Raw genomic sequence first — 23,827 nt, forward strand, 5'->3', positions numbered from 1 at the left:
GCCGAAACTGAAGGTCATTGCCGCGGAGCGCTGTTGCCGCCCGCTCGCCGACGAAGCCCGGATCGGCTGGGAGGCTGCGGCTTACCTGGCGCTAGAAGCGATGCAGGACGGACGCCACCGTGCCCGCCGGCCTAGTATTTCAACTCGTTCTCGGCGTTGAGTTTTTCGAACGCGTCGGAATTCGCCACGTAGCCGCCAAGCGAGGCGCTCCAGTTGTAGGTCTGGGCGATCATTCGGTCGTAGGCCGGGGCCAGCGGCTCGAGCGAATCCTCGCCCTCCTCCACCGGCTCAGGCGGCTCGACGGTGCGGGTGGCGTGGACCGAGGCGGTGATCGGCCAGTAGCCGGGGCCACCGGCAGTTGTGGTGACGGCGAGCGACTGGTGCTCCTCGTAGCTGCCGCCCTCCACCGAGAAGAAGTAGATCGAGTCGATGAGAGTGAGTTGCTCGTCCTTGACGAAGACCAGTTGTGCGGCGTCGTAGCCCTGGCTCGAATTGAAGTGTTCGGACTTCACGCGGACCGCGTCGTTGGTGGCGCTTATCGGGAAGACTTCGCCGAACCAGTTGTTCTCGTAGATGCCGACATCCACCGCATCGAGCAGCTTGAGGTTCTCGTCGTAGAGCGCCAGCAGGACCACCTCCGCGACGCTGTCATTGGAGTGGCCGAGAACCGAGTGCAGCAGGGTGAGCGGGCGACCGTCGACGCGCAGCGTGACAACCTCGGGTCCAAGGACCTTTATCGCAGCGGGCGTTTCGCCGCTCGCGGCCTCGTCGATCGGGCGCAGCGGCTTCATGGCGCTGCCGCTGCCGTAGTTATTGGAATCGATGGTGAGGTCGGTGACGACCTGGCGCATGAGATCGAGCACCGTGGATTGCGGGTGCCCGGGAACCGGGTCCGCCAGCTTCACCTCGACCGCTCCGGCCGCCGTACCGGTGAGCGCCAGGATCAGCGCCGCAAAAGCCAATGACTTCAACATCTCTCACCCCTCGGGATCATGGCCGGCATCTGCTGCAAGCCGGCTGAAGCAGCGATGAACGGGGACGCAGAATAGAAGCGGGGCCGGTCCATTTCTGGATCGGCCCCGGCTCGAGCTAGTTTTGGAGGTCGCTACGAGTCTTTCCGACAGTTCAAACGTGCATGGGATCGCTGTCGGCTTGTTGATCACTAACGGCTTAGCGCCGGAAAAGTTGCATCAGGACGCTTCGCCCGGCTTGCGGCGGTTGAGGAAGCGGGGACGGCGTTCGGCGTCGGCGGCGAGGCGGCGGCGGTCGTGCTTGATGCCGAGTGCGACACCATCGACCTGCTGCGAATAGGGGAGGAGGTTGCCGTCGCCGGCCTTGATGAACAGCGGCAGGCGGAGCTTCTTGCCCCAGTTCTGCCACTCGGCGACGACGTTGGAATTGCCGATCTCTTCGAACACGCGGTAGTTGAGGTCCGGGTCGCCGTGCACCAACTCGATGGCGCTCGACAGCACACCCTCTTCGGTGATCGAGGTCGAGACGGCAACGCCGATGAACTCATCGACCGGCACCTTGATCTTGATGGCGACGCCGCTCTTTTCGAGCGTCTTGCGCACCGTCACGGTCTTTACCGGATCCTTGGGGCCATTATCGTTGGCCGGACCGAAATATCTGGCAGTCAGCGAACGCGTCCGGGGGGCCCTGCCCTCGCCGAACAACATGACAACCGACGAACCGTCGATCCCAATACGACCCTGCATAATATGCCTTCCTGTCAACTTTCGAGAGCTGTTAGTGCCGCCCTCTTTGATGGGCCCAATGTACCCGCGCCCCTTGCCACCCCGCTTAAGAAACTGGGTTAAGTTTAGGTTGTTTTGCGAAGGGTTAGCGGGGTGTCACCGGGTGTAACGCAGTCTTAAGTGCGTGGGCTTGCTTGGCTTTAACCACTCGCTCCGACGCCACCCCGCAACTGGGCTAAGTAGTGGCCGCGCAGCCACTGAGGCGACCTGTGGCCTTTGTGCGGGCCTTGTTCCTGCACAGGGATGCGCCTAGAAGCACCGCCAGCCAAATACCCCGGAAGACTGATGCTCAATGCCGCCCCGACTACAGCTGCCGACGATCGCGAATTGCTGCGCTCGGCCGCCGTCACCGCCGGGATCATCGCGGCCGGCTACTTCCGCAAGGACCTGAAGACCTGGACCAAGGAGAACGCCTCGCCGGTCAGCGAGGCGGACATCGTCCTCGACAAGTTCCTCAACTCGGCCCTGCTCACGGCGCGCCCCGACTATGGCTGGCTGAGCGAGGAGAGCGTCGACAACCCCGCGCGGCTTAGCCATCGCCGGGTGTTCGTGGTCGACCCGATCGATGGGACGCGCGGCTTCATCCGCGGCGAGGACAGCTGGACCGTGTCGCTGGCGGTGGTCGAGGACGGAGTGGCGATTGCGGGCGTGGTCTACGCACCGGTGCGCGACGAGATGTATGACGCGGCGATCGGCGATGGCGCGCGGCTCAACGGCAAGCCGCTGGTGCGGCAGCGCCATCCGGGCCGGACCGCGCCGCTGATCCCGGCGCCGGGGGCAGTGCACCAGGAGTTGCAGGCGGCGGGACTCGAGTACACGCGCGGGCCGTTCTACCCGTCGCTGGCCTATCGGCTGGCGCTGGTGGCGTCGGGGAAACTCGATGCGGTGGTGGTGCGGCGCGGGGCGCAGGACTGGGACGTGGCGGGCGCGGCGTGCATCCTTGCCGAGGCCGGGGTCGGGTTCGAAGACGTGTGCATAGGTGCCCTGCGCTTCAATCGCCCGGAAACCCGGCACGGAGCGCTTGCAGCGCTGGCCGAGCCTTCGCTAAAAGCGCCGTTACATGCGGCGCTGGTCAAGGTCTATGGCTGCCCGCAGCCACAGGAAGTCGATCTGGAGCGTCTGAAGCCGTGAGCAAGACAAAGAAACCCGAGACCAAGCAGCAGCTCTTGCACCTCGTCATCGGTGGTGAAGTGGAGAAGGCCGAGGACATCGTCTTCAAGGACCTCGATGCCGTGGACCTGGTCGGGGTGTACCCGAACTATGCCGCGGCCCACGCGGTGTGGAAGCAGAAGGCGCAGCTGACGGTGGACAATGCCGAGATGCGGTATTTCGTGGTGCATTTGCACCGGCTGCTTAACCCGGAAGACGACGAGTAAGGTCGGCGACAACACCGCAGCCGGAGCGTGGGGACCCCCACCCCTGTCCCCTCCCCGCAAGGGGGAGGGAGACCCTTACACTGACATCGAGATTGTCGTCTCCCTCCCCCTTGCGGGGAGGGATCAAGGGTGGGGGTCGGCTCGCACCGGGTTCTCGACCTGCGCGATAAGGCTCGCTGCCAAAGCGTCGAGTCTTTCGGTCGCCTTGCCCGCCACTCCGCGGAAGGCGTCGACCATTTGCTGGCGGCGTGGGGCGTCGTCCAGCAGACCCAGCACTACCTGAGGCAGCTCGTCCGCCGAGCCGACCTGAACAGCACAACCTAGCGCTGACAACGCCTCGTGCAGTGGCTTCTGGCGTTCGATGTGGGGGCCGTAGAGGCTGGCTGCGCCGAGGTGCAGCGGTTCGCTCAGGTCGTGGCCGCCGATATCGGAGAAGGTGCCGCAGACGATGCCGATCGTGGCCCGTGCGTAGACCTTCGACAGCGTGCCCATTTCATCGAGCCATACGAGGCCGCCGGAGTCGGTGATGGCCGCTTCGCTGTCGACGATGGCGAGTTCGGCGCCGAGGCGGGCGCTGAGGACTTCGCCCGGGGTTTTGCCGGGATAGCGCGGGACGAGGACGAGTTTCGCGTCGGGGCGTTTGGCTCGGAGTTCGGCGATGGCGGGGGCGAGCAGGTCGATCTCGTCGCGGTGGACGTTGCCGAAGGCGATGAGCGGGGGAGCGTCCTTGGGGGTCGCGCCGGAGCTCTTCAGTGGCACCAGCTTGAGGTTGCCCAGCACTTCGATGCGGTCGCCGGGGACGCCTAGTTCGGCGTAGCGGGCGGCGATCGCTTCGTCCTGGGCGTAGATGCGCTGCGCGTTGGCGATGGTGCGGTTGGCGACCAGCGGGTTGCGCTGGTGGCGCGCGAAACTGCGCGGCGACATCGTGGCGTTGACGACCACGACGGGTACACCGGCGGCCTCGGCGGCGGCGAACTGGGCGGGCCAGAACTCGGATTCGACCAGCACCAGCAGGTCCGGGCGCAGCTTGGTGAAGATGCGGCGCTGCGCTTCGAGGGTGTCGAGCGGCATGACGAAGCTGGAATTGTCGCCGGCGATGGCGCGGACGCGGGCATAGCCGGAATAGGTGGTGGCGGAGAGGACGACCGAGAGGCCCGGGTCGCGTTCGAGCAGGCGCTGGCGGAGGAGTTCGGCGACCTTCGATTCACCGGCGGAAACGGCGTGGATCCAGATGCGCTTGCCGTGGGCTGGTTGCGGCAGGACCGGGTTGAGGCGCTTTTCGAACCAGGCGGTGCCGCCTTCGTCGCTTTTGGAGAAGCGGGACAGCACCGCATAGTGCAGCCAGGACGCCGCCGTGACGAGCCCGCCATAGGCCTTCCAGCGAAACGGCACGGCTTCGGACACGCGGTGACTCCAACTGGGCTGCAGGAGTGACCTAGCCGGTCCAACGGCGGGGCACAACCTTGCGGCGCTTGCTTGCGGGTTCTTGGCGATTGCTGCTAAGCCACGCCATGTCTTCAGCGAGGCGCGGACCGGGTCCTAACGTGCGCTATCCGATTGCCAATGATGCGCGTCTGCAGCAGCTCGCCCTCGATGAGGCGCGCGCGGCGATCCGGCTTGAAACCGAGGGGCTCGAGGCACTCGCGGCAGGGCTCGATGGCGCGTTCGTGGCGCTGGTGGAGCTGATCCAGCGGGCGCCGGGGCGGGTCATTCTCTCGGGCGTGGGCAAGAGTGCGCATATTGCGCGGAAGGTGGCGGCGACGCTGGCTTCGACCGGTACGCCGGCACAGTTCGTCCATGGTGGCGACGCCAGCCACGGCGACCTCGGGATGATCACTACCGCGGACGTCGTGGTGATGTTCTCTAAGTCCGGCGATACGGCAGAGCTGGCGGACCTCGCCAACTATTGCGTGCGGTTCGATATTCCGCTGGCGCTGGTGACGGCGCGGACCGACTCTCGGTTGGGGCGGGCGGCGAACATCGTGGTGACGCTGCCCGACGCGCGCGAGGCATGCGAGATCACGGCGGCGCCGACGACTTCGACGACGATGATGGCGGCGCTGGGCGATGCGCTGGCAGTGGTGCTGCTGAGGCGGCGCGGCTTCCAGGCGGCGGATTTCCATGTGTTCCATCCGGGCGGCACGCTCGGCAGCGCGCTGCTCACCGTTGGCGAGGTGATGCATCGGGACGAGAAGTTACCGCTGGTGGGGGCCGAGGCGAGCGTAGCGGAGGCGATCCTCGAGATGACCTCCAAGGGTTTCGGTTGCACCGGCGTGGTGGACGAGGCGGGCGAACTGGTCGGGATCATCACCGATGGCGATTTGCGTCGGCATATGGCGGACGGGCTGCTGGTGCAGACGGCGGCAGCGGTGATGACGGTGAACCCGCGGACCATCGGCGCCGAGGCGCTACTGAGCGAGGCGCTGCGGCAGATGACGGTGCTGACGCCGCGGATCACTGCGATTTTCGCCATGGACAGAAACCGGCCGGTGGGCATCGTGCATGTCCACGATTGCCTGCGCGTCGGCCTCGTCTGAGCGTGTCCGACCTCATCGTCATTCCCGCTCGTTACGGTTCGACCCGGCTGCCCGGCAAGCCGCTGCACATGATTGCTGGGCGCGCGCTGCTGGAGCGGGTGGCGGCGATCGCCATCGCGGCGGCACGGCAGCTCGGTGATGCCGAAGTTCTGGTCGCGACCGATGACGAGCGCATTCTCGACGTAGCGCAAGCCATGGGACTCGAGGCCGTGATGACGGCGAGCGAAATCACCTCGGGGTCGGGGCGGGCGCTGGCGGGGCTCCGAGCCACCGGGCGATCGGCTGGGCTGGTGGTGAATTTGCAGGGCGATGCGCCGTTCACGGCGCCGCAGCATATCGTCGAGATCGTGCGGACGGCGCGCGGGTCGGCGGCGGATGTGACGACGCCGGTGGTGCAGTTGGACTGGGCGCGGCTCGATGCGCTGGTCGCGCACAAGCGCACGACCCCGGCGAGCGGCACGACGTGCGTTCGCGATGGCGCGGGCCGGGCGGTCTGGTTCTCGAAGACCGTGCTGCCGTTCATGCGGAAGGAAGCGGAGCTGCGAAAGCAGGGCCCGCTGTCGCCGGTGCTGCAGCATATCGGGCTCTATTGCTACCGGACACCGGCACTCGAGGCGTTCGAGGCCGCGCCGCCTTCGCAGTACGAGCAGCTCGAGGGGCTGGAACAGTTGCGGCTGATCGAGCTCGGGCTCGACATCCGTGCGGTGATCGTGCCGCCGGCGTGGATCACCATGAGCGGGGTGGATAGCCCGGCGGACGTGGAGCGGGCGGAGCGGCTGATCGCGGAGTTCGGCGATCCGTTCGTCGACTGGCGATCATGACGCGGCTGGTGATTGTCAGGCATGGCAACACCTTCGAGGCCGGCGAGCCGCCGCGCCGGATCGGCGCCCGTACCGATCTGCCGCTGACCGCGACGGGGCTGGAACAGGCGGAGGCGCTTGGACGGCATTTCGCCAACAAGGGCGTACGTTTCAACCGGGTGTTGAGCGGCGAGCTCAAGCGAACGCGCGCGACGGCCGAGGCGATTGTCGGGTCGCAACCGCTGAAGATCGAGGCGGTGCCGTTCCTCACCGAGATCGACCATGGGCCGGATGAGGGGCAGCCCGAGGCCGCCGTTATCGCAAGATTGGGTAACGAGGCCATCACGCTGTGGGAGACAGAGTGGGTGGCGCCCGAAGGTTGGGAGGTGGGGGCGCAATGGCGCCTGCTCGCCTGGCGGGAGTTCGTGGAGCGGACAGCGGAGGAGCTGCCTCGCGGAACGATACTCCTGGTGACCAGCAATGGAGCAGCGCGGTTCGCCTTGGCGGCGCTGGGCCTGAAGCCTGGGGAAAACCGTGCCGGCGTCAAATTCCGTACGGGAAGCTATGGTGTGATCGAGGCCGACGACGGGGCCGATTTCCGTCTACTGGGGTGGGACATACGTCCGGGCGAATCGCCCGGCGATTTGGATTTGTTTTGATGCAGCAGGTTTTTGTCGATGCGCCCAACGGGAAGCGCGTCGGGTTTGGTACTGATCTTCCGCTTGCCTTCATTCTCGGTCCTTGCGTGATCGAAAGCCGTGATCACGCATTGAAGACCGCGGGCTTTCTTGCCGAACTCGGCGAGCGGCAGGGCATTCCGCTGATTTACAAGTCGTCGTTCGACAAGGCGAACCGCACCAGCGGAGCGAGCTTCCGCGGCATCGGCATCGACGAAGCGCTGCGGATCTTCGAAGCGGTCAAAGCCGAAACCGGGCTGGCCGTGACCACGGACGTGCATGAGCGCGAGCAATGCGCTGCCGTGGCTGAGGTGGTGGATATCCTGCAGATCCCGGCGTTCCTCAGCCGGCAGACCGACCTACTGGTCGCTGCGGCCGCGACGGGGCGCATCGTCAACGTCAAGAAGGGGCAGTTTCTCGCGCCCTGGGACATGAAGAATGTCGCAAAGAAACTCGACAGCGCCGGCGCCTCGGGCGTGTTGCTGACCGAGCGGGGCACGAGCTTCGGCTACAACACGCTGGTGGTCGACATGCGCGGCCTGCCGATCATGGCGGAGACCGGTAAGCCGGTGATCTTCGATGCCACCCACTCGGTGCAGCAGCCGGGCGGACGCGGCGAATCTTCGGGTGGCGAGCGGCAGTATGCGCCGGTGCTGGCGCGAGCTGCGGTGGCGGTGGGCGTCGCCGGCGTGTTCATCGAGACGCACGAAGACCCCGACAACGCCCCGTCGGACGGCGCCAACATGATCCCCCTGACCGAGATCGAGAGCCTGGTGGCGGAACTGAAGGCGCTCGACGCCATTGCCAAGAGCCGAGGCCTCAGGCGATGAGCGCTGCGGCCAAGGACGGCACGCCGTCGTATATCCGCTGGGCTTGTTTTGCCGCGATCGTCTTCCTGTTTGCACTGCCTTGCATCGCGGGGCGGCTCACCACGTATTTCGTGCTGCTGTTCGCGATCTTCGCGCTGATCACGCCGTCGATCCTGGTGGCCTTTCGGGACCGGAGCCAAAACCCGATCGACCTGATGTTCGTCGTGGCTGCGGCGTTGCCCGCGCTCTCGTTCGTGATCACGGCGGACAGCCCGGATGACCTGATGTTCGCGTTCAACTTCGCGCCGTTGCTGGTGGCCGTGCCGTTCCGCTGGCAGGTCGAGCGCTTCGCGCGGGCCGATGGTGCAGTGCTGATCGGCTGGCTGTCGCTGACCGGCGCCGGCATTGCGGTGATCGTGGGCGTGGTCCAGGTGATGTTCCTCGGCTACGACCGGGCCGGCCAGCCACTGATGAGCGCGTTCCATTACGCCGACAGTGCCATGCTGCTGGGCTTTCTCGCATTGGTGGGGCTGTTCGCGCCGGGCAAGCATCGCCGGCTGCCGTTCCTGCTGGGGCCGATTTTCGGCATCATGGTGGCGCTGCTCAGCGGCACGCGTGGCGCGCTGATTGCGACGCCGGTACTCGGCTTCATCGCGCTGGTGTTCGCCCTGGCACTGGCCCCTGCCCGCCACCGGGTGGTCACGCTGATCGCCGCTGCTGCCGTGGTGGTTGCTTCCGGCATCGTGCTGCTGATCGCGATGCAATACGGACTGGACCGCGCCATCGGTGGGTTCGCGGCGACGCAGGACGTGCTCGCCGGCGGCGTGGCGGACCGCTCGACGCAGGAACGACTGATGATGTTCTCGGGCGGGTATCAGGCGTTCATGCACAAGCCGCTGTTCGGCTATGGCTGGCCGGAAATGGTGCGGGCGATATTGCCGTACATCCCGGCGTCCGAGGCGGAGCGGATGCTGAGCTTCAGGCAGTTGCACAACGGGCTGCTGAGCTTTGCGGTGGGAGCGGGGATACCAGGCGTCATCAGCTTCCTACTGCTGTCAGTGGCGCCGCTGATCGCGGTGTTCCGCACGCCGCGGGACGAGCTTTTCGCCTCGCGGCTGTACCTCGCGGTGACGCTGTGCGCCGGCTATGCGGTGTTCCAGCTGACCATCATCATGATCGGCTTCGAGTTCCACACCGTGCAATACGCCTTCATGACCATGGTCATCCTCGGCTTCGTCGTGGTGCCGCAGCGGGTGGCGACGGTCGCTCAGTCGGCGCGCGGCCAGGCCGCAGTGGGGCCCGAGACCGCCAGAACGGCATAATACTCGCTGCCGCGCCCGCCCCCCTCGTCGCGCTTCAGCACCGTGACGAGGCGGGTTTCGGCGAACTCCGGCCGTGCCGGCAACGCGTCGGCGGCGGCTGGCGACGCGACGGCCTTGACCAAGAGGGCCGGCGAGAGCGCCGGATAGCGCTGATCGGATGGCAGGAAGTCGTAGCGCGGGTGCGGAGCGATGTCGCGGACCGGGCGCGGGTCGCCGGCGCCGCGGCCGTGAAAGAACAATTCCCCGGTCAAACGGTAGCTGTTCACGGTCCAGATCACCTGCGCTCCGGTCTGGTCGGCGATCTGGCGGACGTCCGAGGCGAGCTTGTCCCAGCCGCGCAGCATGCGCGTGCGATCGGCGAAACCGAGGTCCAGCGGATAGTAGACGGCCTGGATGTAGGCGAACCCGATCACCAGCAGACCGAACGCCGTCTGCAGGCCGGTGGCGAGGACCGCGACCCAGCGCCCGAACGGTCGCGGCGGCAGCAGGCAGACGAAGGCTGCGCCGACCAGGGCCAGGACCGGCGTCACCGGCTGCAGCCAGTTCACCTCGACGCGGGCATGCAGGGAGTGAAACAGGAAGTAGAGCAGAACCGGCAGCGTGGTCAGCACCGGCAGGGCCAACCGCGCACCGCTCCGTCGACCTTGCCCAAGGAAGAACCCGCCGATGCCGAGCAGCGCGCAAAGCAGCAGCGTCGGCCCCATGGCAGCGGCTTGGCCGACGATGAATTCGGCCACAAGATTTTTGAGTTCGGCGTCAACGGTGACGACGCGGGCCCCCTGGAACAGGAAAGACTGCCACTCGTGCTGGTAGTTCCACCACAGCACCGGCGAGAATACCGCGATCGCCAACAGCCCGCCGGCCCACAACTGCCAATGCCTGAACTGGGCGCGGCCATCAGCCGTGCCGACGAGGAAGAGCACCAGGCCGACCCCGAACCAGGCATTGGTGTATTTCGAGGCAAGACCGGCGCCGGCGGCGAGCCCGACAAGCAGCCACCAGTTGGGGCGTGAGCGCGTAACGGCCGCGGCGGCGGCCCAGAGCGACAGCGTCCAGAACAGTGTCGATGGCACGTCGGGGGTGGCGACGAAGTTCACGCCGCCCTGCAGGCTGAGGCAGTACCAGGCGACGGCGAGCGCGGCTGCGGTGCGTCCGGGCACCAGCAGGCGGCCGGTGCGATAAAGGGCGGCAAGCAGCGCGAGATTTGCGAGCAGCGGCATGAGGCGCACGCCGAGCAGGGTGTCACCAGCGACGAGGCGCCCCAGGGCGGTCATCAGGGCGACGCCGGGAGGATGATCGAAATAGCCCGGGGCGAGGTAGGCCGACCACATGCCGTAGTAAGCTTCGTCGCCGTCGAGACCAACGGTGACGGAGACGAACAGCTTTGCCGCGAAGGTGACCACGACCACCAGGAGCGCAAAGACCTCGACACCGGTCAGCCCGGCGCGAACGGGCGTCTCGAAGGGGATGTTGGTTTCGGTGGTCGAGGCCATGGAGGTAACCGGAGGACGCTGGGTCGGAATTGAGGACGCAGCTAAACCACGGATCGGCTCGCTTCGGAACGATCTTGACGGTTGCCGCGGCAGCATGACCCATCCGTGGGGTGGATCGAAACGGCTCTGCCGACCTGCATTTTCTGGGTCATCGGTCGCGTCGCGGAAGTGGATATTCTGTATATCGTGGATATCGGCGCCAGCTACCGACGCGTTCGACTTTCTTAGGCAAACCGTAATTTGACTTGGGGCTAGATAGTCGCTAGCCAAACCGCAGACGACGCAAGCGGCAGGTCAGGGACCCATCCGTCCATGCACACTTCCGCCCTCCCCTACAGTGAGTCCGCGACGGGCCTCGAGGCACGTAGTGCGCACCGGTGGGTGTTCGCCCTCATCGCCGTGGCGACCATTGTGCGGCTGGGGATCGCCGCCGTGCTGCCGGTCGGGGTGGACGAGGCGTACAGCATCGGCATCTCGCGGCAGTTTTCGCTGAGCTATTTCGATCACCCGCCGCTGCATCTGTGGCTATTGGGATCGTGGGCCAAGCTCTGGGGCAGCGAGAACCTGGTGCTGATGCGGTTGCCGTTCGTGCTGCTCGGGGCGCTGTCGTCGTGGCTGATCTACGCGCTGGGGGCACGGCTGTTCGGGACGACCGCCGGGTTATGGTCGGCGGTGATCTTCAACCTCGCTCCAGTATTCGGGCTGGCGCACGCGGGACTGATCTTCCCCGACGGGCCTCTGCTCGCGGCGGGGCTGGCGATGGCGCTGGTCGTCGGGCGGATCGTGCTGGCGCCGGCAGAAGGGCAACGATTGGGGCTTTGGGCGCTGGCCGGACTGATGGGCGGGCTGGCGCTGCTGTCGAAATATCACGGTGTGCTGCTGATCGGCGGCGTGGGGCTGTTCCTGCTCAGCACGCGCGAAGGGCGGCGCTGGCTGCTGCGGCCGGGGCCGTGGCTGGCGGTGGCAATTGCGGCGGTGTGCTTCGTGCCGGTGATCATCTGGAACGCGCAGCACGACTGGGTGTCGTTTGCATTTCAATCGGCGCGGGGGCGGTTCGGCAGCGGCAATCTCCGGGCGCTGGGGCCGCTTGAATCGCTGCTGTTCCAGGCGGGGTACCTGCTGCCGTGGATTGCCGTGCCGTTGGCGCTGGTTCTGGTACGCGCCGTCGCGGGCGGGCCGGGCAATGCCCGCCGCTGGCTGCTGGTTTGCCTTGCGGTGCTGCCGATCGTCATTTTCACCGGGCTGACGCTGCTGAGCCGCGGTCTGCCGCATTGGCAGATGCCGGGGTGGCTGTTCACGATTCCCCTGCTCGGCGAAGCGCTGGCCACGGCTGGGCGGACCATGCGGCGAATTGCGATTGGCACCGCCGTAGTGACGGCAGTGCTGCTCGCGGGGCTGGGGACCGTGGTGACGATGCAGGCGCGATGGGGGAGTTTCGACGAGCCGACGCGGGCGCTGTTTGGCGGCACCGATCCGACCGACGCGCTGCTGTCTTGGGAGGCTCTGAAGCCGGCGCTGGCGGAGCGCGGGTTGCCGTCGGACGACCGGACCTTCATCGGGACGTTCAACTGGATTCGCGCCGGCGAGATCAATGCGCTGTTCGGCCGCGATGTGCCGGTGATTTGCCTCTGCGACGACGCGCGGCACTTCGCCTATCTCACGCCGCCGGCAGCGCTCGCTGGGTGGACGGCGATCCTGATCGGGCTTCCGGAGAATGTCGGCAACGATGCTGCGCTGGGCCCGCGGTTCGAGACGCTTGGGCCGGTGGAGGAGGTGAGCCTCAGCAAGGCAGGGCGCGTGGTGGTGCCGCTGCAGCTCAGAATTGCAACTGGATTCAAGCCTTAGCGGCTGGAGAGGCCGTAGCGCTTGTAGGCTTCGTGGGCGGCTTCGGCGTTGGCGTAGGGCTCTTGCCGGTCGACGTTCCAGTAGGTCAGCTCGTCGAGCGCGATGGGGACGCCCGTGACGGCGCAGCGGACGAAACTGCCGGGCCGCAGAACGACATAGTCGGCATCGAGGTACCGGACCTGCGCCTCGGAGGGGCTGAAGCTCTTGTCGAAGATGTTCATCGTGTCGCTCGCATTGGCGAAATATAGGTCAGATTGGCTGACTTGCAAACCGTTGCAAACCGCTGCTTTCTGACCGGAGTCTGAACGGCGCCGTCCGCACAAGTTCATCGATACGGCCCCAGAGTGGCAATGCTGGGGCGAAAGCACGCCCTCGCGCAACCAGGGGCTCAGATGAAATCAACTCTCCTCGCGCTCGGCGCGATCCTCTCCATGACCGGGACTGCTTCGGCCATCGACATGTTCGATCTCGGCGGCGCCGCGGCCGGCAGTCCGAGCACGGTGTGGTACAAGTTCGCCGGCAAGGACGCGATCGCCGTGTTCGTGCGCGGCAAGGACGGCCTGATGTACGCCCAGGTCGGCGACGGCGAGGGCGGCGGCTGGACCGGCTGGGCGCCGATCGGGGCCGAGATCCTCAAGTCCGACCCGGCCTGCGTCGCGACCAGCACAAGCCTCATCGACTGCGTCGCGGTGGGCAAGAGCAACAACGTGTTCCACGTCCGCTACGACGCCAAGAAGCACCAGTGGACGGACTGGGAGAACCTGGGCGGTTTTGCCACCGGGGCGCCGGGCCTCGCCCGCACCAGCGAGGATGGCAAGACCACGCTCAACGCGTTCGTGTCGGGGCCCGACAACCTGCTGTTCATCGATACGTTCGACGGCAAGGGGTGGAGCGACTGGCAGAGCCTCGACGTCAAGGTCGGCGGGGTGGTGGCCTGCTCCGACATCCTCGTCGTCGGCGCGCATTGCTACGACACCAGTTCGGGCAGTGCCGAGCAGCTTTCCGATCTCACCCGCACCTCCGGCAGCGACATCTTCGTCGATCATCTCGGCGGCGCAATCGAGGGCAAGGTCTCGGCTGTCGCCAGCGGCATGAACGGCGACACGCTGCGGGTATTCGTCAACGGGCCGGGGCACCGGCTGTGGTTCAAGAAATGGGACGGACAGTGGAACGAGTGGTCGCAGCTGCCCGTCACCATCCACTCCGCCCCCGGCTGCGCCATCCGCAAGACGGGTGGCGATGCGTGGTGCGCCAGCGTGCAGGACGACGGCAAGGTGAAGATGGTGCTGGTGAGCGAAGCTGAGATGTAGCCGCCCGCTGGTGCAAGCCGACCCCCACCCCTGTCCCCTCCCCCTAAGAATGGGGAGGGAGACGCTCCCACTGCAATCGAGGCCATCGTCTCCCTCCCCCGGTTGAGGGGGAGGGATCAAGGGTGGGGTCGGTTCGCACCGGCTCCGCCTTAGTGGCGGCTGCTAGAACAGGCTGCCCTGGTTGCCCTCGCCCGGCGGCGGTTTGACGCGCCGTTGGGTGCGGGGCGCGCCGCCCACGGCGACACCGATCTTGCCGACTGAAACCTCGATAGTGAGCTCCTCGCCGGGTCGCACCTGATCGGCGCGCTTGACGATCCGGTCCTCCGAATCCGTGACGATCGCAAAACCGCGGTCGAGGATGTTGCGGTAGCTCACCGCATCGATGAGCTTGCTCACCGCATCGAGCTCCTGGCGTCGCTGGGCAACGATCCGGAGGACCGTGGGCGGCAGGCGAATCGACGCCGTGGTGAGACGGCTCGCCAGGTTCCTGACCTCGCCGCGCAGCGTGTTGGGCGACAGCTTGCCGGACAGCCGCTCGAACGCGATGCGCTTGCGCTGCCCGGTGTGGCGGAGCGCGGCGACGAGGTTCGAGGCGGCGTGATCGAGGCGCTGGCGGGCGCTCGCGACGAGATCGAGCGGGCGCGGCAGGCCGGCAGCGGCGGCGCGCAGGCGATCGCGGTAGTTCGAGGCGGTGCGGCGCATCGCATGGCGCTGGCGACCACCGATTTCGTCGATGTAGCCGATGAGGTCGGCGCGCACCGGCACGGCGGCTTCGGCGGCTGCGGTGGGGGTGGGGGCACGGTGGTCAGAGGCGTAGTCGACGAGCGTGGTGTCGGTCTCGTGGCCGACGGCGGTGATGACAGGGATGCGGCTCGCGGCGACGGCGCGGACGACGATCTCTTCGTTGAAGCCCCAGAGGTCCTCGATGGAGCCACCGCCGCGGGCGACGATCAGCACGTCCGGGCGCGGGATTGGGCCGTCGACGGCGAAGCGGTTGAAGCCTTCGATGGCGGCGGTGACTTCGGCCGCGGCGGTTTCGCCCTGGACGCGGACCGGCCAGACGACGACGTGGCTGGGGAAGCGATCGGAGATACGGTGGAGGATATCGCGGATCACCGCGCCGGTGGGCGAGGTGATGACACCGATGACGCGCGGCAGGTAAGGCAGTTCGCGCTTGCGCTCGGAGGCGAAAAGGCCCTCGGCGGCGAGCTTCCGGCGGCGATCCTCGAGCAGCGCCATCAGCGCGCCGGCGCCGGCCGGTTCCATCTGCTCGATGACGATCTGGTATTTCGACGAACGCGGGAAGGTGGTGAGCCGTCCGGTGACGATCACCTCCATGCCCTCGGCGGGCTTGAACTGCAGGCGCGGGTAGTTGGTCTTCCACACCACCGCGTCGATCGAGGCGTTCTCGTCCTTCAGCGTGAAATAGGCATGGCCGGAGGAGTGGACGCCGCGGAAGCCGGAAATCTCGCCGCGCACGCGGACGTGGCCGAACTCGTCCTCGACGGTGCGCTTCACCGCCTGGGCGATTTCGGAGACGGTGAACTCGGCAGCGTTGGTCAGCGGGGCGGACATGGGTGAGAGGTGCGGGAAAGGGACGAGTCCGTCAAGGGTGGCGGCATAATCGAGCAGATGCTAGATGGGCGCCGAATGGCCACGCGCCGCGCGCTTGGCTGCCCCCTCCACCACCCTGCGGGTGGTCCCCCTTCCCCGCCACGCGGGGGAGGATCAACGGCAACATCGGGAGCTTACGGCTGATGCGCATTCTGGTGATTGGGTCGGGTGGGCGTGAGCATGCGTTGGCGTGGGCGATCGCCAAGTCGCCGCGGTGCGAGAAGCTGTTCGTGATGCCGGGCAATGGCGGGACCGGCGAAATCGCCGAGAACGTCGCCATCGACATTACCGACCATGCGGCGGTGGTTGGCTTCGCGCTCGGCAGCAAGGTGGACTTCGTGGTGATCGGGCCCGACGCGCCGGCGGTGGCGGGGCTGGGCGACGATGTGCGGGCGGCGGGGCTGCTGTGCTTCGGGCCATCGAAGGCCGCGGCACAGCTGGAAGGGTCAAAGGCTTTCACCAAGCTGATCTGCGATGAAGCCGGCGTGCCGACGGCGGCTTACGGCCGGTTCGACAACGAGAGCGATGCGCTGGCCTATGTGCATGACCAGGGCGCGCCGATCGTGATCAAGGCCGACGGGCTGGCGGCGGGCAAGGGCGTGACCGTGGCGATGACCATGGAAGAGGCGGTGGACGCGGTGCGCGACTGCTTCTCGGGCGCGTTCGGGGAATCCGGCTCTACCGTGGTGATCGAGGAATATCTCGAGGGCGAGGAGGCAAGCATCTTCGCACTCTGCGACGGCGAGAGCGTGGTGATGCTGCCCAGCGCGCAGGACCACAAACGGGTATGGGACGGCGATCGCGGCCCGAACACCGGCGGAATGGGCGCCTACTCCCCTGCCCCGGTGATGACGCCGGAAATGACCGCACGGGTGGAGAACGAGATCATCCTGCCATCGGTGCGCCGTATGGCGGAGCGCGGCACGCCGTTCTGCGGGGTGCTGTTTGCCGGGATCATGGTGACGGCCAAGGGGCCCAAGCTGATCGAGTACAACGTGCGGTTCGGTGACCCCGAGTGCCAGGTGCTGATGCTGCGGCTGCAGTCGGACGTGCTGGACCTGTTGGAAGCGACGGCGCGCGGCACGCTCAAGACGGCGAAGCCGCTGTTCAGCGATGACGTGGCGCTGACCGTGGTGCTGGCCGCCAAGGGCTACCCGGTGAACCCCGAAAAGGGCAGCGAGATCAGGGGCGTCGACGGCCTCGAAGGTGACGGGCTGATGGTGTTCCACGCCGGCACGCTCCGCCGCGATGGCAAGCTGCTGGCCAACGGCGGGCGAGTGCTGAACGTAACGGCGCTCGGGCAGACGGTGGGCGAAGCGCGCGACCGCGCCTACGCCGCGGTGGACCAGATCGACTGGCCGGAAGGCTTCTGCCGGCGCGACATCGGCTGGCGTGCCGTCGAAAGGGAACTCAAACCGGCCTGAACATCTTATAAACCGGCAGAGCGTATCCTACGTCCTTATCGTGACCCATGAGATGACAGCGCCGGTCGATCCGACGCCGCTGCAGCGGCGGGGGCAGGAAATTGTCGACCGCCTGCGCGGTGAGTTCCGCGAAAACGCCCATGGCCACGCCCTCTCGACAATCGAGCCCCGCATCGGCGTGGCGCTGGGTGGCGGCTCGGCACGTGGGCTGACCCACATCCCCTATATCGAGGCGATGGACGAGATGGGCTTACGGCCCCACGTGATCTCGGGCACCTCGATCGGCGCCCTGATCGGCGCGGGCTGGGCCAGCGGCATGAGCGGCGCCGAGCTGCGCGACCATTCGTTCTCGGTGCTGGGCACGATGCGGATCATCGCCGGGCGGCTATGGGGCGCGCAGGTGCGCAACCTCGGCAACTTCTTTCAATCCGGCTTCAACGTGCAGCTCGACGCGGTGCAGGTGGTGGACGCCTTCCTGCCCGACAACTTCCCGCTCGAGTTCAAGGACTTGCGCACCAAGTTCTACGTCGTGGCGACGGACTTCCAGTCGTGGCACCAGGCGGTGTTCTCGGAAGGGCCGGTACGCGAGGCGATTGCCGGTTCGATCGCCATCCCGAGCCTGTTCAAGCCGGTGCCGTTCGCCAATCACCTGCTTGTCGATGGGGGCGTGGTGAACCCGCTGCCACTCGACCAGGCAGCGGCCGATACCGACATCCTCGTCGGGATCGACGTCAACGGCGACCCGTCGGAACAGCTGAACAAGGTGAACCACAAGGCGCTCGACGTGTGGTTCGGCGCGGCGCAGATCATGATGCACTCGCTGACGGCGCACATGATGGCCGCCTACCCGCCCGACGTGTACGTGCGGCCGCATCTCAGCGCGTTCGGCGCTTTGGAGTTCTGGCGCGTGCGCGAGATCGTTGCCCATGTCGAAAAGGACAAGGACAACTTCAAGCGCGCGCTGGATGGGCGGATCGAGTCGTTCCTGACCAAGCAGCAGGACTCGATGCGGGCCGAGGCGCGGTAGCGGCGGTCCGGGCGCGTCGGTTGGGGGGCCACAGCCACCGGCCTCGAACGTTGCTAGCGCAACCCCTGGAAGAACGCCCGCATCAGTTCTGATGACCGCTTAGCCCCCACCCCGCCGATGACCTCCGGCCGGTGGTGGCAGTTGGGGCTTTCGAACAGGCGGACGCCATTGTCGACGGCGCCGGCCTTGAGGTCTTCAGCACCGTAGTAGACGCGGCGCAGCCGGGAGTGGGCGATGGCGCCGGCACACATGGCGCAGGGTTCGAGCGTCACATAGAGATCGCAGCCATCGAGCCGGCCGGTGCCGCGCGCGGCGAGCGCCGTCCGGATGGCGAGGAATTCGGCGTGGGCGGTGGGGTCGTTCAGCTCGCGCATGCGGTTGCGCTCGGCGGCGAGGACGCGGTCGCCGTCGACGACGACGGCGCCGACCGGGGCCTCACCGGCGGCAGCGGCGGCTTCGGCGAGGGCGAGGGCTTGGTCCATGGGGGTGGGCATTTTCGCGTGTTAACATCTTTCCAAGGTTTTCCAAACGCGTCCGATGTTCTGCTTTGCGCAGCTGCCGCTACGCGGTACTTCTCCGCCAAGGGAGAGCAACAACCATGAAATTGCTGACTATGTTTTTGGCCGCTACGGCCTGTTTTTGCATGTTCTCAAGCATTACTTGGGCAGCGAAGCCCCTGTTCCTGCAAGGCGAAGGTGTGTCGGCGTCGCCGACAATGAAGAAAGCCGGCTGGATCAAGAACTGCATCGTGCAATCTGGACCGAACAGGCAGGACCTGTACCTCGTGCGCTGCAAGGGCACCGACTCGCAAATCGCGCCGGCATGGATCAAATCCAACCCCGACCAGAGCAAGACCAGCCGCTACTTCGTGTGCCCGGGTGAGGGCAAGCGGTGCTACTTCAAACCATGACGTTGCGCTGAGCATCTCGCGCGGGTGGCACCGACCTAGCTGGACCGCTACATTCGGGGTCCAGGAGAATCGCCTTTGTCCATTCGCCAGCTTCCCGAGGATCTGATCAATCGCATCGCCGCCGGCGAGGTGGTGGAGCGGCCGGCGAGCGTGGTGAAGGAGCTGGTGGAGAACGCCATCGACGCCGGAGCCGACCGCGTCAGCATCACCACGGCGGGCGGTGGGCAGAGCCTGATCCGGATCGAGGATGACGGCGTCGGCATGGACGAGGCAGACCTGGTGCTCTCGGTGGAGCGGCACGCGACCTCGAAGCTGGCCGATGATGGGCTCGAGGATATCCGGACGCTGGGGTTTCGCGGCGAGGCACTGGCGTCGATCGGGGCGGTGGCGGAGCTAGGTATCGCGTCGCGGCGGGCCGAGGATGCGAGCGGGTTGCGGATCGCGGTCAGGCACGGGGTGAAGTCGCGACCGGTGCCGGTGGCGATGAACCGGGGCACTGTCGTCGAGGTGCGCGAGCTGTTCGGCAATGTGCCGGCGCGGCGGAAATTCCTGAAGTCAGAGCGGGCGGAGGCCGGGGCGATCACCGACATGGTGAAGCGGCTGGCGATGGCCAACCCGCATGTGCAATTCGTGCTCGAGGGGGCTGATAGGACCACCTCGAACTGGCCGGGGCGCGAGGGCGACGGGGCGCTCAGGGCGCGGCTCGGCGATGTGATGGGCGGGGATTTCGGCGACAACGCGGTGACGCTGGCGACGATGCGGCACGGCATGGTGGTGACGGGGCTCGCCGGGCTGCCGACCTACACGCGGGCCAATTCGCTGAGCCAGTATTTCTTCGTCAACGGCCGCTCGGTGCGCGACAAGGTGCTGGTGGGGGCGATCCGTGCGGCCTATGCGGATTTCGTGTTCCGCGATCGGTTTCCGGTGGTGGCGATCTTCCTCGCTGTCGATCCGGCAGATGTGGATGTAAACGTGCATCCGACCAAGGCGGAGCTGCGGTTCCGGGATCCGGGTGCGGTGCGCGGGACGGTGATCCGGGCGATCAGTGAAGCGCTGGAGGCGGCGGGGCATCGGGCGGCGAGCACGGTAGCGGACCACGTCGCCGGGGCGTTCCGGGTGCCGGAGTATGAGACCGTCCGCCCGACGGAGCGTTGGGCCGCCCCCGCCACCGCCTATGGCGGTCCCCCTCCCCCGCCACGCGGGGGAGGATCACTGACCGCGCCGTCGGTGCGGTTTGCGGATTTTGCGGAGCCGAGTGCGCGGTACGATGAACCCGCACCTGTTGCGGAGCCGGTGGAGTATCCACTGGGGTCGGCACGGGCGCAGATGTTCGACAATTTCATCGTGGCGCAGAACGGCGACAGCCTGCTGCTGGTGGACCAGCATGCGGCGCATGAGCGGCTGGTTTACGAGCGGTTCAAGGCGCAGATGGCGGCGGGGCCGGTGGCGAGCCAGATGCAGCTGATCCCGGTGGTGATCGAGCTCAGCGAGGACGATTGCGGGCGGCTCGAGGAAGCGGCGCCGACGCTGGAGCGGCTGGGCCTGTACCTGGAGCGGTTCGGGCAGCGGGCGGTGGCGGTGCGCGAGACGCCGGCGCTGCTCGGGCAGGCCGATATCGACGGGCTGGTGCGGGATCTCGCGGATAGCCTCGCGGAATGGGACAGCTCGGCGGCGCTGGCGGACCGGTTGGAGGCGATCATCGGGCGGATGGCGTGCCACGGCTCGGTGCGGTCGGGGCGGCGGCTGCGGGTCGAGGAAATGAACGCGCTGCTCCGCGAGATGGAGGCGACGCCGCATTCGGGCCAGTGCATCCACGGGCGGCCGACTTATGTTGAGCTGAAGAAGGCGGATATCGAGCGGTTGTTCGGGCGGACGCGGTAGGCGTCAGCCGCCCAGCGTTTCCGCCAGCTTGGCGACGCGGCGGGCGCGGACTTCCGGCTTCGTCGCCGCTTCGATATCGCGGACATGCTTGGCCTTGAGGCCGAATGGCAGCTTGTCGAAGGCGGCGCGGGCGGCGGGATTGCCATCGAGCGCGGACTTCAGGTCGTCGGGCTCCTCGACCTCGCGCGGGGCGGTATCGAGGCTGACGTCGAGGTCGATGGCCTGGCCCTCGGCGATGCCGGCGGCCTCGCGGTGGGCAGCGCTGATGCCGACGAGGCGCTGGCCGTTCTTGATCGCCACCCGGCTGCGCCAGCTGTAGCCGTTGATGGTGATCACCACCGGCGGGCGCGCCTCGGGGCCGAGCGACTGCATCACCGCGTCGGGGATTTCGACGGCGGTGGCGTTGCCAGAGGGGATGACGACGGCGCGGAACTGCATGGCTCGCCTCAGTGCGCGCGGATGAAATGCACCGCGGCCGCACCATACTCGCGGCGATCCTCGATGGTGAAGCCCTCGGGCAGCGCGAGTTCGACCTCGGAGCTCTCCTCCAGCACGATCGTCACGTCCTTGGCGAGCCAGTTGCCGTCGCGCAGTGAAATCAGCGCCTGCTCGCCCAGCCCCTTGGCGTAGGGCGGGTCCAGGAAGACCAGGTCGAAGGGGCCCATGGTGCCGGCGGGGCCCAGCGTGGTGGCGTCGCGGCGGAGGAGCTTGGCGATGCCGGCGATGCCGAAGGCTTCGATATGGTCGCGGATCAGGCCGCGGGATTCGGCTCCGGTGTCGACGAATACCGCGCCCGAGGCGCCGCGGGAGAGGGCTTCGAGGCCCAGCGCGCCGGTGCCGGCGAAGAGGTCGAGGACCTTGAGGCCGTCGAGGTGCACGCCGATGCGGCTCGCGAGGATGTTGAACACCGATTCGCGGGCCCGGTCCGAAGTGGGGCGGATGCTGTCGTCAGACGGCGACAGCAGCGCCTTGCCGCGAAACTTGCCGGCGACGATGCGCATCGCTTACTCGCGCGGCTTCTTGGGTTCGCGCGGACGGTCACCCGAAGGACGGCCAGCGCCGCCTTGGGGGCGACCAGCACCGCCTGACGGGCGCCCGCCGGACGGACGGCCACCGGACGGCTTGCCGGCGTAGGGCGGCTTACCGCCACCGCCGCCGGGCTTGCCGGAGTACGGCTTCTTGTCACCGAAGCTGCGCGGCTTGTCGCCGAACGAGCGGGCGGGACGATCGCCGCCTTCGCGGGGCGGACGGGTGCCGTAGGGTTTCTTGTCACCGAACGAACGCGGGGCAGCGTCGCCACGCGCCGCGTAGGGCTTCTTGTCGCCCAGCGGGCGGCTGCTGGTGCGCTCGCGGGGCGTCGAGTTGCGCGGTGCGTAGGGGCGCTCCTCGGCGCGGGGGGGACGGTCGGCGCCGTCGCGCGGACGATCGCCAGAAGAGCGATCGCCGCGGGGCGGACGGGCGCCGGAGGGCTTTTTGTCACCGTACGAACGGGGGCCGGCATCGCCGCGGGGCGAGTACGGCTTCTTGTCACCAAAGCTGCGTGGCTTGTCGCCATAGGCGCGGGCAGGACGGTCGCTGGCGTCGGTGCGGGGGGCGTAGGGCTTCTTGTCACCGTACGAGCGGGCAGCGCCGTCACCGCGCGGAGCGTAGGGCTTCTTATCGCCATAGGGACGGTCGCCGGCCGGGCGGGCCGAGCGGGGCTTGTCGCCATACGACCGTGCACCGGCCGGCTTGTCGCCATACGGGCGCTTGCCCGCCGGCTTGTCGCCGTAGGCGCGCTTCTCGCCATACCCAGGCTTGTCGCCATAGGCACGCTTCGGGCGGTCACCGCCCTCCGGACGCGGGGCGCGAGCGGGACGGTCCTCGTGGTGGGCGGGGCGGCCGAAGTTCTTGGCCGAGCTGTCCTCGGGGTCGTTCCAGCCCTTGCGAGCTTCGCCTGCCGGGCCTTCGCGGCGCGGCGGTTTGACATGAATTTCGGCTTCGCGGCCATCCTCGAAATGGATGGTGCGGATATCACGCGGATCGACCTCACGCGGCCGGCTCGGGGCCTTGACCGGGCGCTTGTCGAAGCGGCCAGGGCGATCCTGACGCGGACGTTCGGCGAAGGCAGCAGCAGCCGCAGCCTCGGTCTGGTCGTCCTCGAAGCGGAACTTGTTCTCGCGCGACTTGTGCGGCGAATCCTTGGGCAGTGGCTTGCCCGGCGCGGCGGCGCGGAGCTTGGGATTGGTGGCTGGCTTCTTCTTCGGCGCCGTCTCCGGCATTTCGCTCTCGAAATCGGTGTTGGCCTCGGCGGCAAGGCGCTTGCCGAGCTGCTCGCGCAGCACGCGTGCGGCCACGACCTCGACTTCGCCCTCGGGCAGGTCGCCGAGCTGGAACGGGCCGTAGCTGACGCGGATCAGGCGGTTGACCTGGAGGCCGAGCGCACCGAGGACGTTCTTGACCTCGCGGTTCTTGCCTTCGCGCAGGCTCAGGACCAGCCAGCTGTTGGAGCCCTGGGCGCGCTCGAGAATGGCCTCGATCGGGCCATACTGGATGCCTTCGATCTCGATGCCGTCCTTGAGCGTATCGAGCTGCGCCTGGGTGACGGAGCCGAAGGCGCGGACGCGGTAGCGGCGGAGCCAGCCGGTGGCCGGCAGCTCGAGCACGCGCTTCAGCCCACCATCATTGGTGACCAGCAGCAGGCCTTCGGTGTTGATGTCGAGCCGGCCGATGGAGACGACGCGCGGCAGGTCTTTTTCTTCCAGCGCCTCGAAGACGGTGGGGCGGCCTTCCGGGTCCTTCTCGGTGACCACGAGGCCGGCGGGCTTGTGGTAGAGCCACACGCGGGTGCCCTGGCGGGCGGCCAGCGGCTCGCCATCGACCTTGATCTTGTCTTTTTCGGAAACGTTGAAGGCCGGCGTGAGGACCTTCTTTCCGTTGACGGTCACTCGACCGTCCTTGATCCAGCCCTCGGCATCGCGGCGGGAGCACAGACCTGACCGCGCGATGACCTTGGCCAAGCGGTCGCCGTCCGTCGGGACGGCTGAAACATTCGACATATGATAA

At 67.2% G+C, this 23,827-nt stretch carries 23 protein-coding genes; 13 read left to right on the forward strand and 10 right to left on the reverse strand.

Going from position 1 to position 23,827, the window contains the following annotated elements:
* Nucleotides 1-131: 131 nt before the first annotated feature.
* Together AC1DYL_RS18100 and AC1DYL_RS18105 are read right to left on the reverse strand one after the other, a co-directional pair.
* Complete coding sequence (locus tag AC1DYL_RS18100) at nt 132-974, reverse strand: hypothetical protein (RefSeq protein WP_477174249.1); 843 nt, start codon at nt 972-974, stop codon at nt 132-134.
* 216 nt (nt 975-1,190) lie between these two features.
* A complete protein-coding gene (locus AC1DYL_RS18105) occupies nt 1,191-1,718 on the reverse strand; it encodes a DUF6101 family protein (RefSeq protein WP_477150565.1) in 528 nt (175 codons plus the stop codon).
* Between the two features lie 324 nt (nt 1,719-2,042).
* Between AC1DYL_RS18105 and AC1DYL_RS18110 the strand changes: the two genes are divergently transcribed.
* A complete protein-coding gene (locus AC1DYL_RS18110) occupies nt 2,043-2,888 on the forward strand; it encodes a 3'(2'),5'-bisphosphate nucleotidase CysQ (protein WP_477150564.1) in 846 nt (281 codons plus the stop codon).
* Entirely contained in the window at nt 2,885-3,133 is a 249-nt protein-coding gene (locus AC1DYL_RS18115; protein WP_477150563.1) for a DUF4170 domain-containing protein, read from the forward strand. The genes AC1DYL_RS18110 and AC1DYL_RS18115 overlap by 4 nt, the downstream gene beginning before the upstream one ends.
* 123 nt (nt 3,134-3,256) lie before the next feature.
* Here AC1DYL_RS18115 and AC1DYL_RS18120 read toward each other — a convergent pair whose 3' ends face one another.
* Nucleotides 3,257-4,537 (reverse strand): 3-deoxy-D-manno-octulosonic acid transferase, encoded by a 1,281-nt coding sequence (locus AC1DYL_RS18120; RefSeq protein ID WP_477174250.1) that lies wholly within the window; start codon nt 4,535-4,537, stop codon nt 3,257-3,259.
* 140 nt (nt 4,538-4,677) lie between these two features.
* On the opposite strand from AC1DYL_RS18120, the gene AC1DYL_RS18125 reads away from it, so the two are divergent.
* From AC1DYL_RS18125 to AC1DYL_RS18145, 5 genes are read left to right on the forward strand one after another with little or no spacing between them, the layout of a single operon-like run.
* Nucleotides 4,678-5,670, forward strand: coding sequence for a KpsF/GutQ family sugar-phosphate isomerase (locus AC1DYL_RS18125; protein ID WP_477174251.1), 993 nt, complete (start codon nt 4,678-4,680; stop codon nt 5,668-5,670).
* A gap of 2 nt (nt 5,671-5,672) precedes the next feature.
* Nucleotides 5,673-6,491: a 3-deoxy-manno-octulosonate cytidylyltransferase gene (locus AC1DYL_RS18130; RefSeq protein ID WP_477174252.1), complete on the forward strand. Its 819-nt coding sequence runs from the start codon at nt 5,673-5,675 to the stop codon at nt 6,489-6,491.
* Entirely contained in the window at nt 6,488-7,129 is a 642-nt protein-coding gene (locus AC1DYL_RS18135) for a histidine phosphatase family protein (protein WP_477174253.1), read from the forward strand. Before AC1DYL_RS18130 ends, AC1DYL_RS18135 begins: the two co-directional genes overlap by 4 nt.
* Nucleotides 7,129-7,977 (forward strand): 3-deoxy-8-phosphooctulonate synthase, encoded by an 849-nt coding sequence (kdsA, locus tag AC1DYL_RS18140; RefSeq protein WP_477174254.1) that lies wholly within the window; start codon nt 7,129-7,131, stop codon nt 7,975-7,977. Before AC1DYL_RS18135 ends, kdsA begins: the two co-directional genes overlap by 1 nt.
* A complete protein-coding gene (locus AC1DYL_RS18145; protein ID WP_477174255.1) occupies nt 7,974-9,278 on the forward strand; it encodes an O-antigen ligase family protein in 1,305 nt (434 codons plus the stop codon). Before kdsA ends, AC1DYL_RS18145 begins: the two co-directional genes overlap by 4 nt.
* Here AC1DYL_RS18145 and AC1DYL_RS18150 read toward each other — a convergent pair.
* Nucleotides 9,224-10,771, reverse strand: a complete 1,548-nt coding sequence (locus tag AC1DYL_RS18150; RefSeq protein ID WP_477174256.1) for a glycosyltransferase family 39 protein — start codon at nt 10,769-10,771, stop codon at nt 9,224-9,226. The two genes, AC1DYL_RS18145 and AC1DYL_RS18150, sit on opposite strands and share 55 nt — an antisense overlap.
* Before the next feature lie 312 nt (nt 10,772-11,083).
* On the opposite strand from AC1DYL_RS18150, the gene AC1DYL_RS18155 reads away from it, so the two are divergent.
* Nucleotides 11,084-12,616, forward strand: a complete 1,533-nt coding sequence (locus AC1DYL_RS18155; protein WP_477174257.1) for an ArnT family glycosyltransferase — start codon at nt 11,084-11,086, stop codon at nt 12,614-12,616.
* Here AC1DYL_RS18155 and AC1DYL_RS18160 read toward each other — a convergent pair.
* The gene (locus AC1DYL_RS18160; protein ID WP_477158273.1) at nt 12,613-12,837 is read right to left on the reverse strand and encodes a DUF2093 domain-containing protein; all 225 of its coding nucleotides are present in this window, start codon (nt 12,835-12,837) and stop codon (nt 12,613-12,615) included. The genes AC1DYL_RS18155 and AC1DYL_RS18160 overlap by 4 nt on opposite strands.
* A 171-nt stretch (nt 12,838-13,008) precedes the next feature.
* Here AC1DYL_RS18160 and AC1DYL_RS18165 point away from each other — a divergent pair, with 171 nt between their 5' ends.
* Nucleotides 13,009-13,926 (forward strand): DUF8189 domain-containing protein, encoded by a 918-nt coding sequence (locus tag AC1DYL_RS18165; protein ID WP_477174258.1) that lies wholly within the window; start codon nt 13,009-13,011, stop codon nt 13,924-13,926.
* A gap of 162 nt (nt 13,927-14,088) precedes the next feature.
* On the opposite strand, the gene xseA is transcribed toward AC1DYL_RS18165, so the two are convergent.
* Entirely contained in the window at nt 14,089-15,501 is a 1,413-nt protein-coding gene (gene xseA, locus AC1DYL_RS18170; protein ID WP_477174259.1) for an exodeoxyribonuclease VII large subunit, read from the reverse strand.
* A gap of 182 nt (nt 15,502-15,683) precedes the next feature.
* Between xseA and purD the strand changes: the two genes are divergently transcribed.
* Both purD and AC1DYL_RS18180 read left to right on the forward strand, forming a co-directional pair.
* Nucleotides 15,684-16,964, forward strand: a complete 1,281-nt coding sequence (purD, locus tag AC1DYL_RS18175; protein WP_477174260.1) for a phosphoribosylamine--glycine ligase — start codon at nt 15,684-15,686, stop codon at nt 16,962-16,964.
* Nucleotides 16,965-17,016: 52 nt separating this feature from the next.
* Nucleotides 17,017-17,991: a patatin-like phospholipase family protein gene (locus tag AC1DYL_RS18180; protein ID WP_477174261.1), complete on the forward strand. Its 975-nt coding sequence runs from the start codon at nt 17,017-17,019 to the stop codon at nt 17,989-17,991.
* Between the two features lie 53 nt (nt 17,992-18,044).
* On the opposite strand, the gene AC1DYL_RS18185 is transcribed toward AC1DYL_RS18180, so the two are convergent.
* On the reverse strand, nt 18,045-18,473 hold the full coding sequence (locus tag AC1DYL_RS18185) for a nucleoside deaminase (protein ID WP_477174262.1): 429 nt from the start codon (nt 18,471-18,473) through the stop codon (nt 18,045-18,047).
* A 116-nt stretch (nt 18,474-18,589) separates the two neighbouring features.
* Between AC1DYL_RS18185 and AC1DYL_RS18190 the strand changes: the two genes are divergently transcribed.
* Nucleotides 18,590-18,901, forward strand: a complete 312-nt coding sequence (locus tag AC1DYL_RS18190) for a hypothetical protein (RefSeq protein WP_477174263.1) — start codon at nt 18,590-18,592, stop codon at nt 18,899-18,901.
* A 75-nt stretch (nt 18,902-18,976) separates the two neighbouring features.
* Nucleotides 18,977-20,782, forward strand: coding sequence for a DNA mismatch repair endonuclease MutL (mutL, locus tag AC1DYL_RS18195; RefSeq protein ID WP_477174264.1), 1,806 nt, complete (start codon nt 18,977-18,979; stop codon nt 20,780-20,782).
* A gap of 3 nt (nt 20,783-20,785) precedes the next feature.
* On the opposite strand, the gene AC1DYL_RS18200 is transcribed toward mutL, so the two are convergent.
* The 3 genes from AC1DYL_RS18200 to AC1DYL_RS18210 are packed head-to-tail and all read right to left on the reverse strand — an operon-like array spanning nt 20,786 to nt 23,820.
* Nucleotides 20,786-21,220, reverse strand: coding sequence for a YdeI/OmpD-associated family protein (locus AC1DYL_RS18200; protein ID WP_477174265.1), 435 nt, complete (start codon nt 21,218-21,220; stop codon nt 20,786-20,788).
* Nucleotides 21,221-21,228: 8 nt separating this feature from the next.
* Nucleotides 21,229-21,783, reverse strand: a complete 555-nt coding sequence (rsmD, locus tag AC1DYL_RS18205) for a 16S rRNA (guanine(966)-N(2))-methyltransferase RsmD (RefSeq protein WP_477174266.1) — start codon at nt 21,781-21,783, stop codon at nt 21,229-21,231.
* A 3-nt stretch (nt 21,784-21,786) separates the two neighbouring features.
* Entirely contained in the window at nt 21,787-23,820 is a 2,034-nt protein-coding gene (locus AC1DYL_RS18210; protein ID WP_477174267.1) for a pseudouridine synthase, read from the reverse strand.
* Nucleotides 23,821-23,827 lie beyond the last annotated feature (7 nt).

The organism is Devosia sp. P1_H9 (assembly GCF_056405135.1).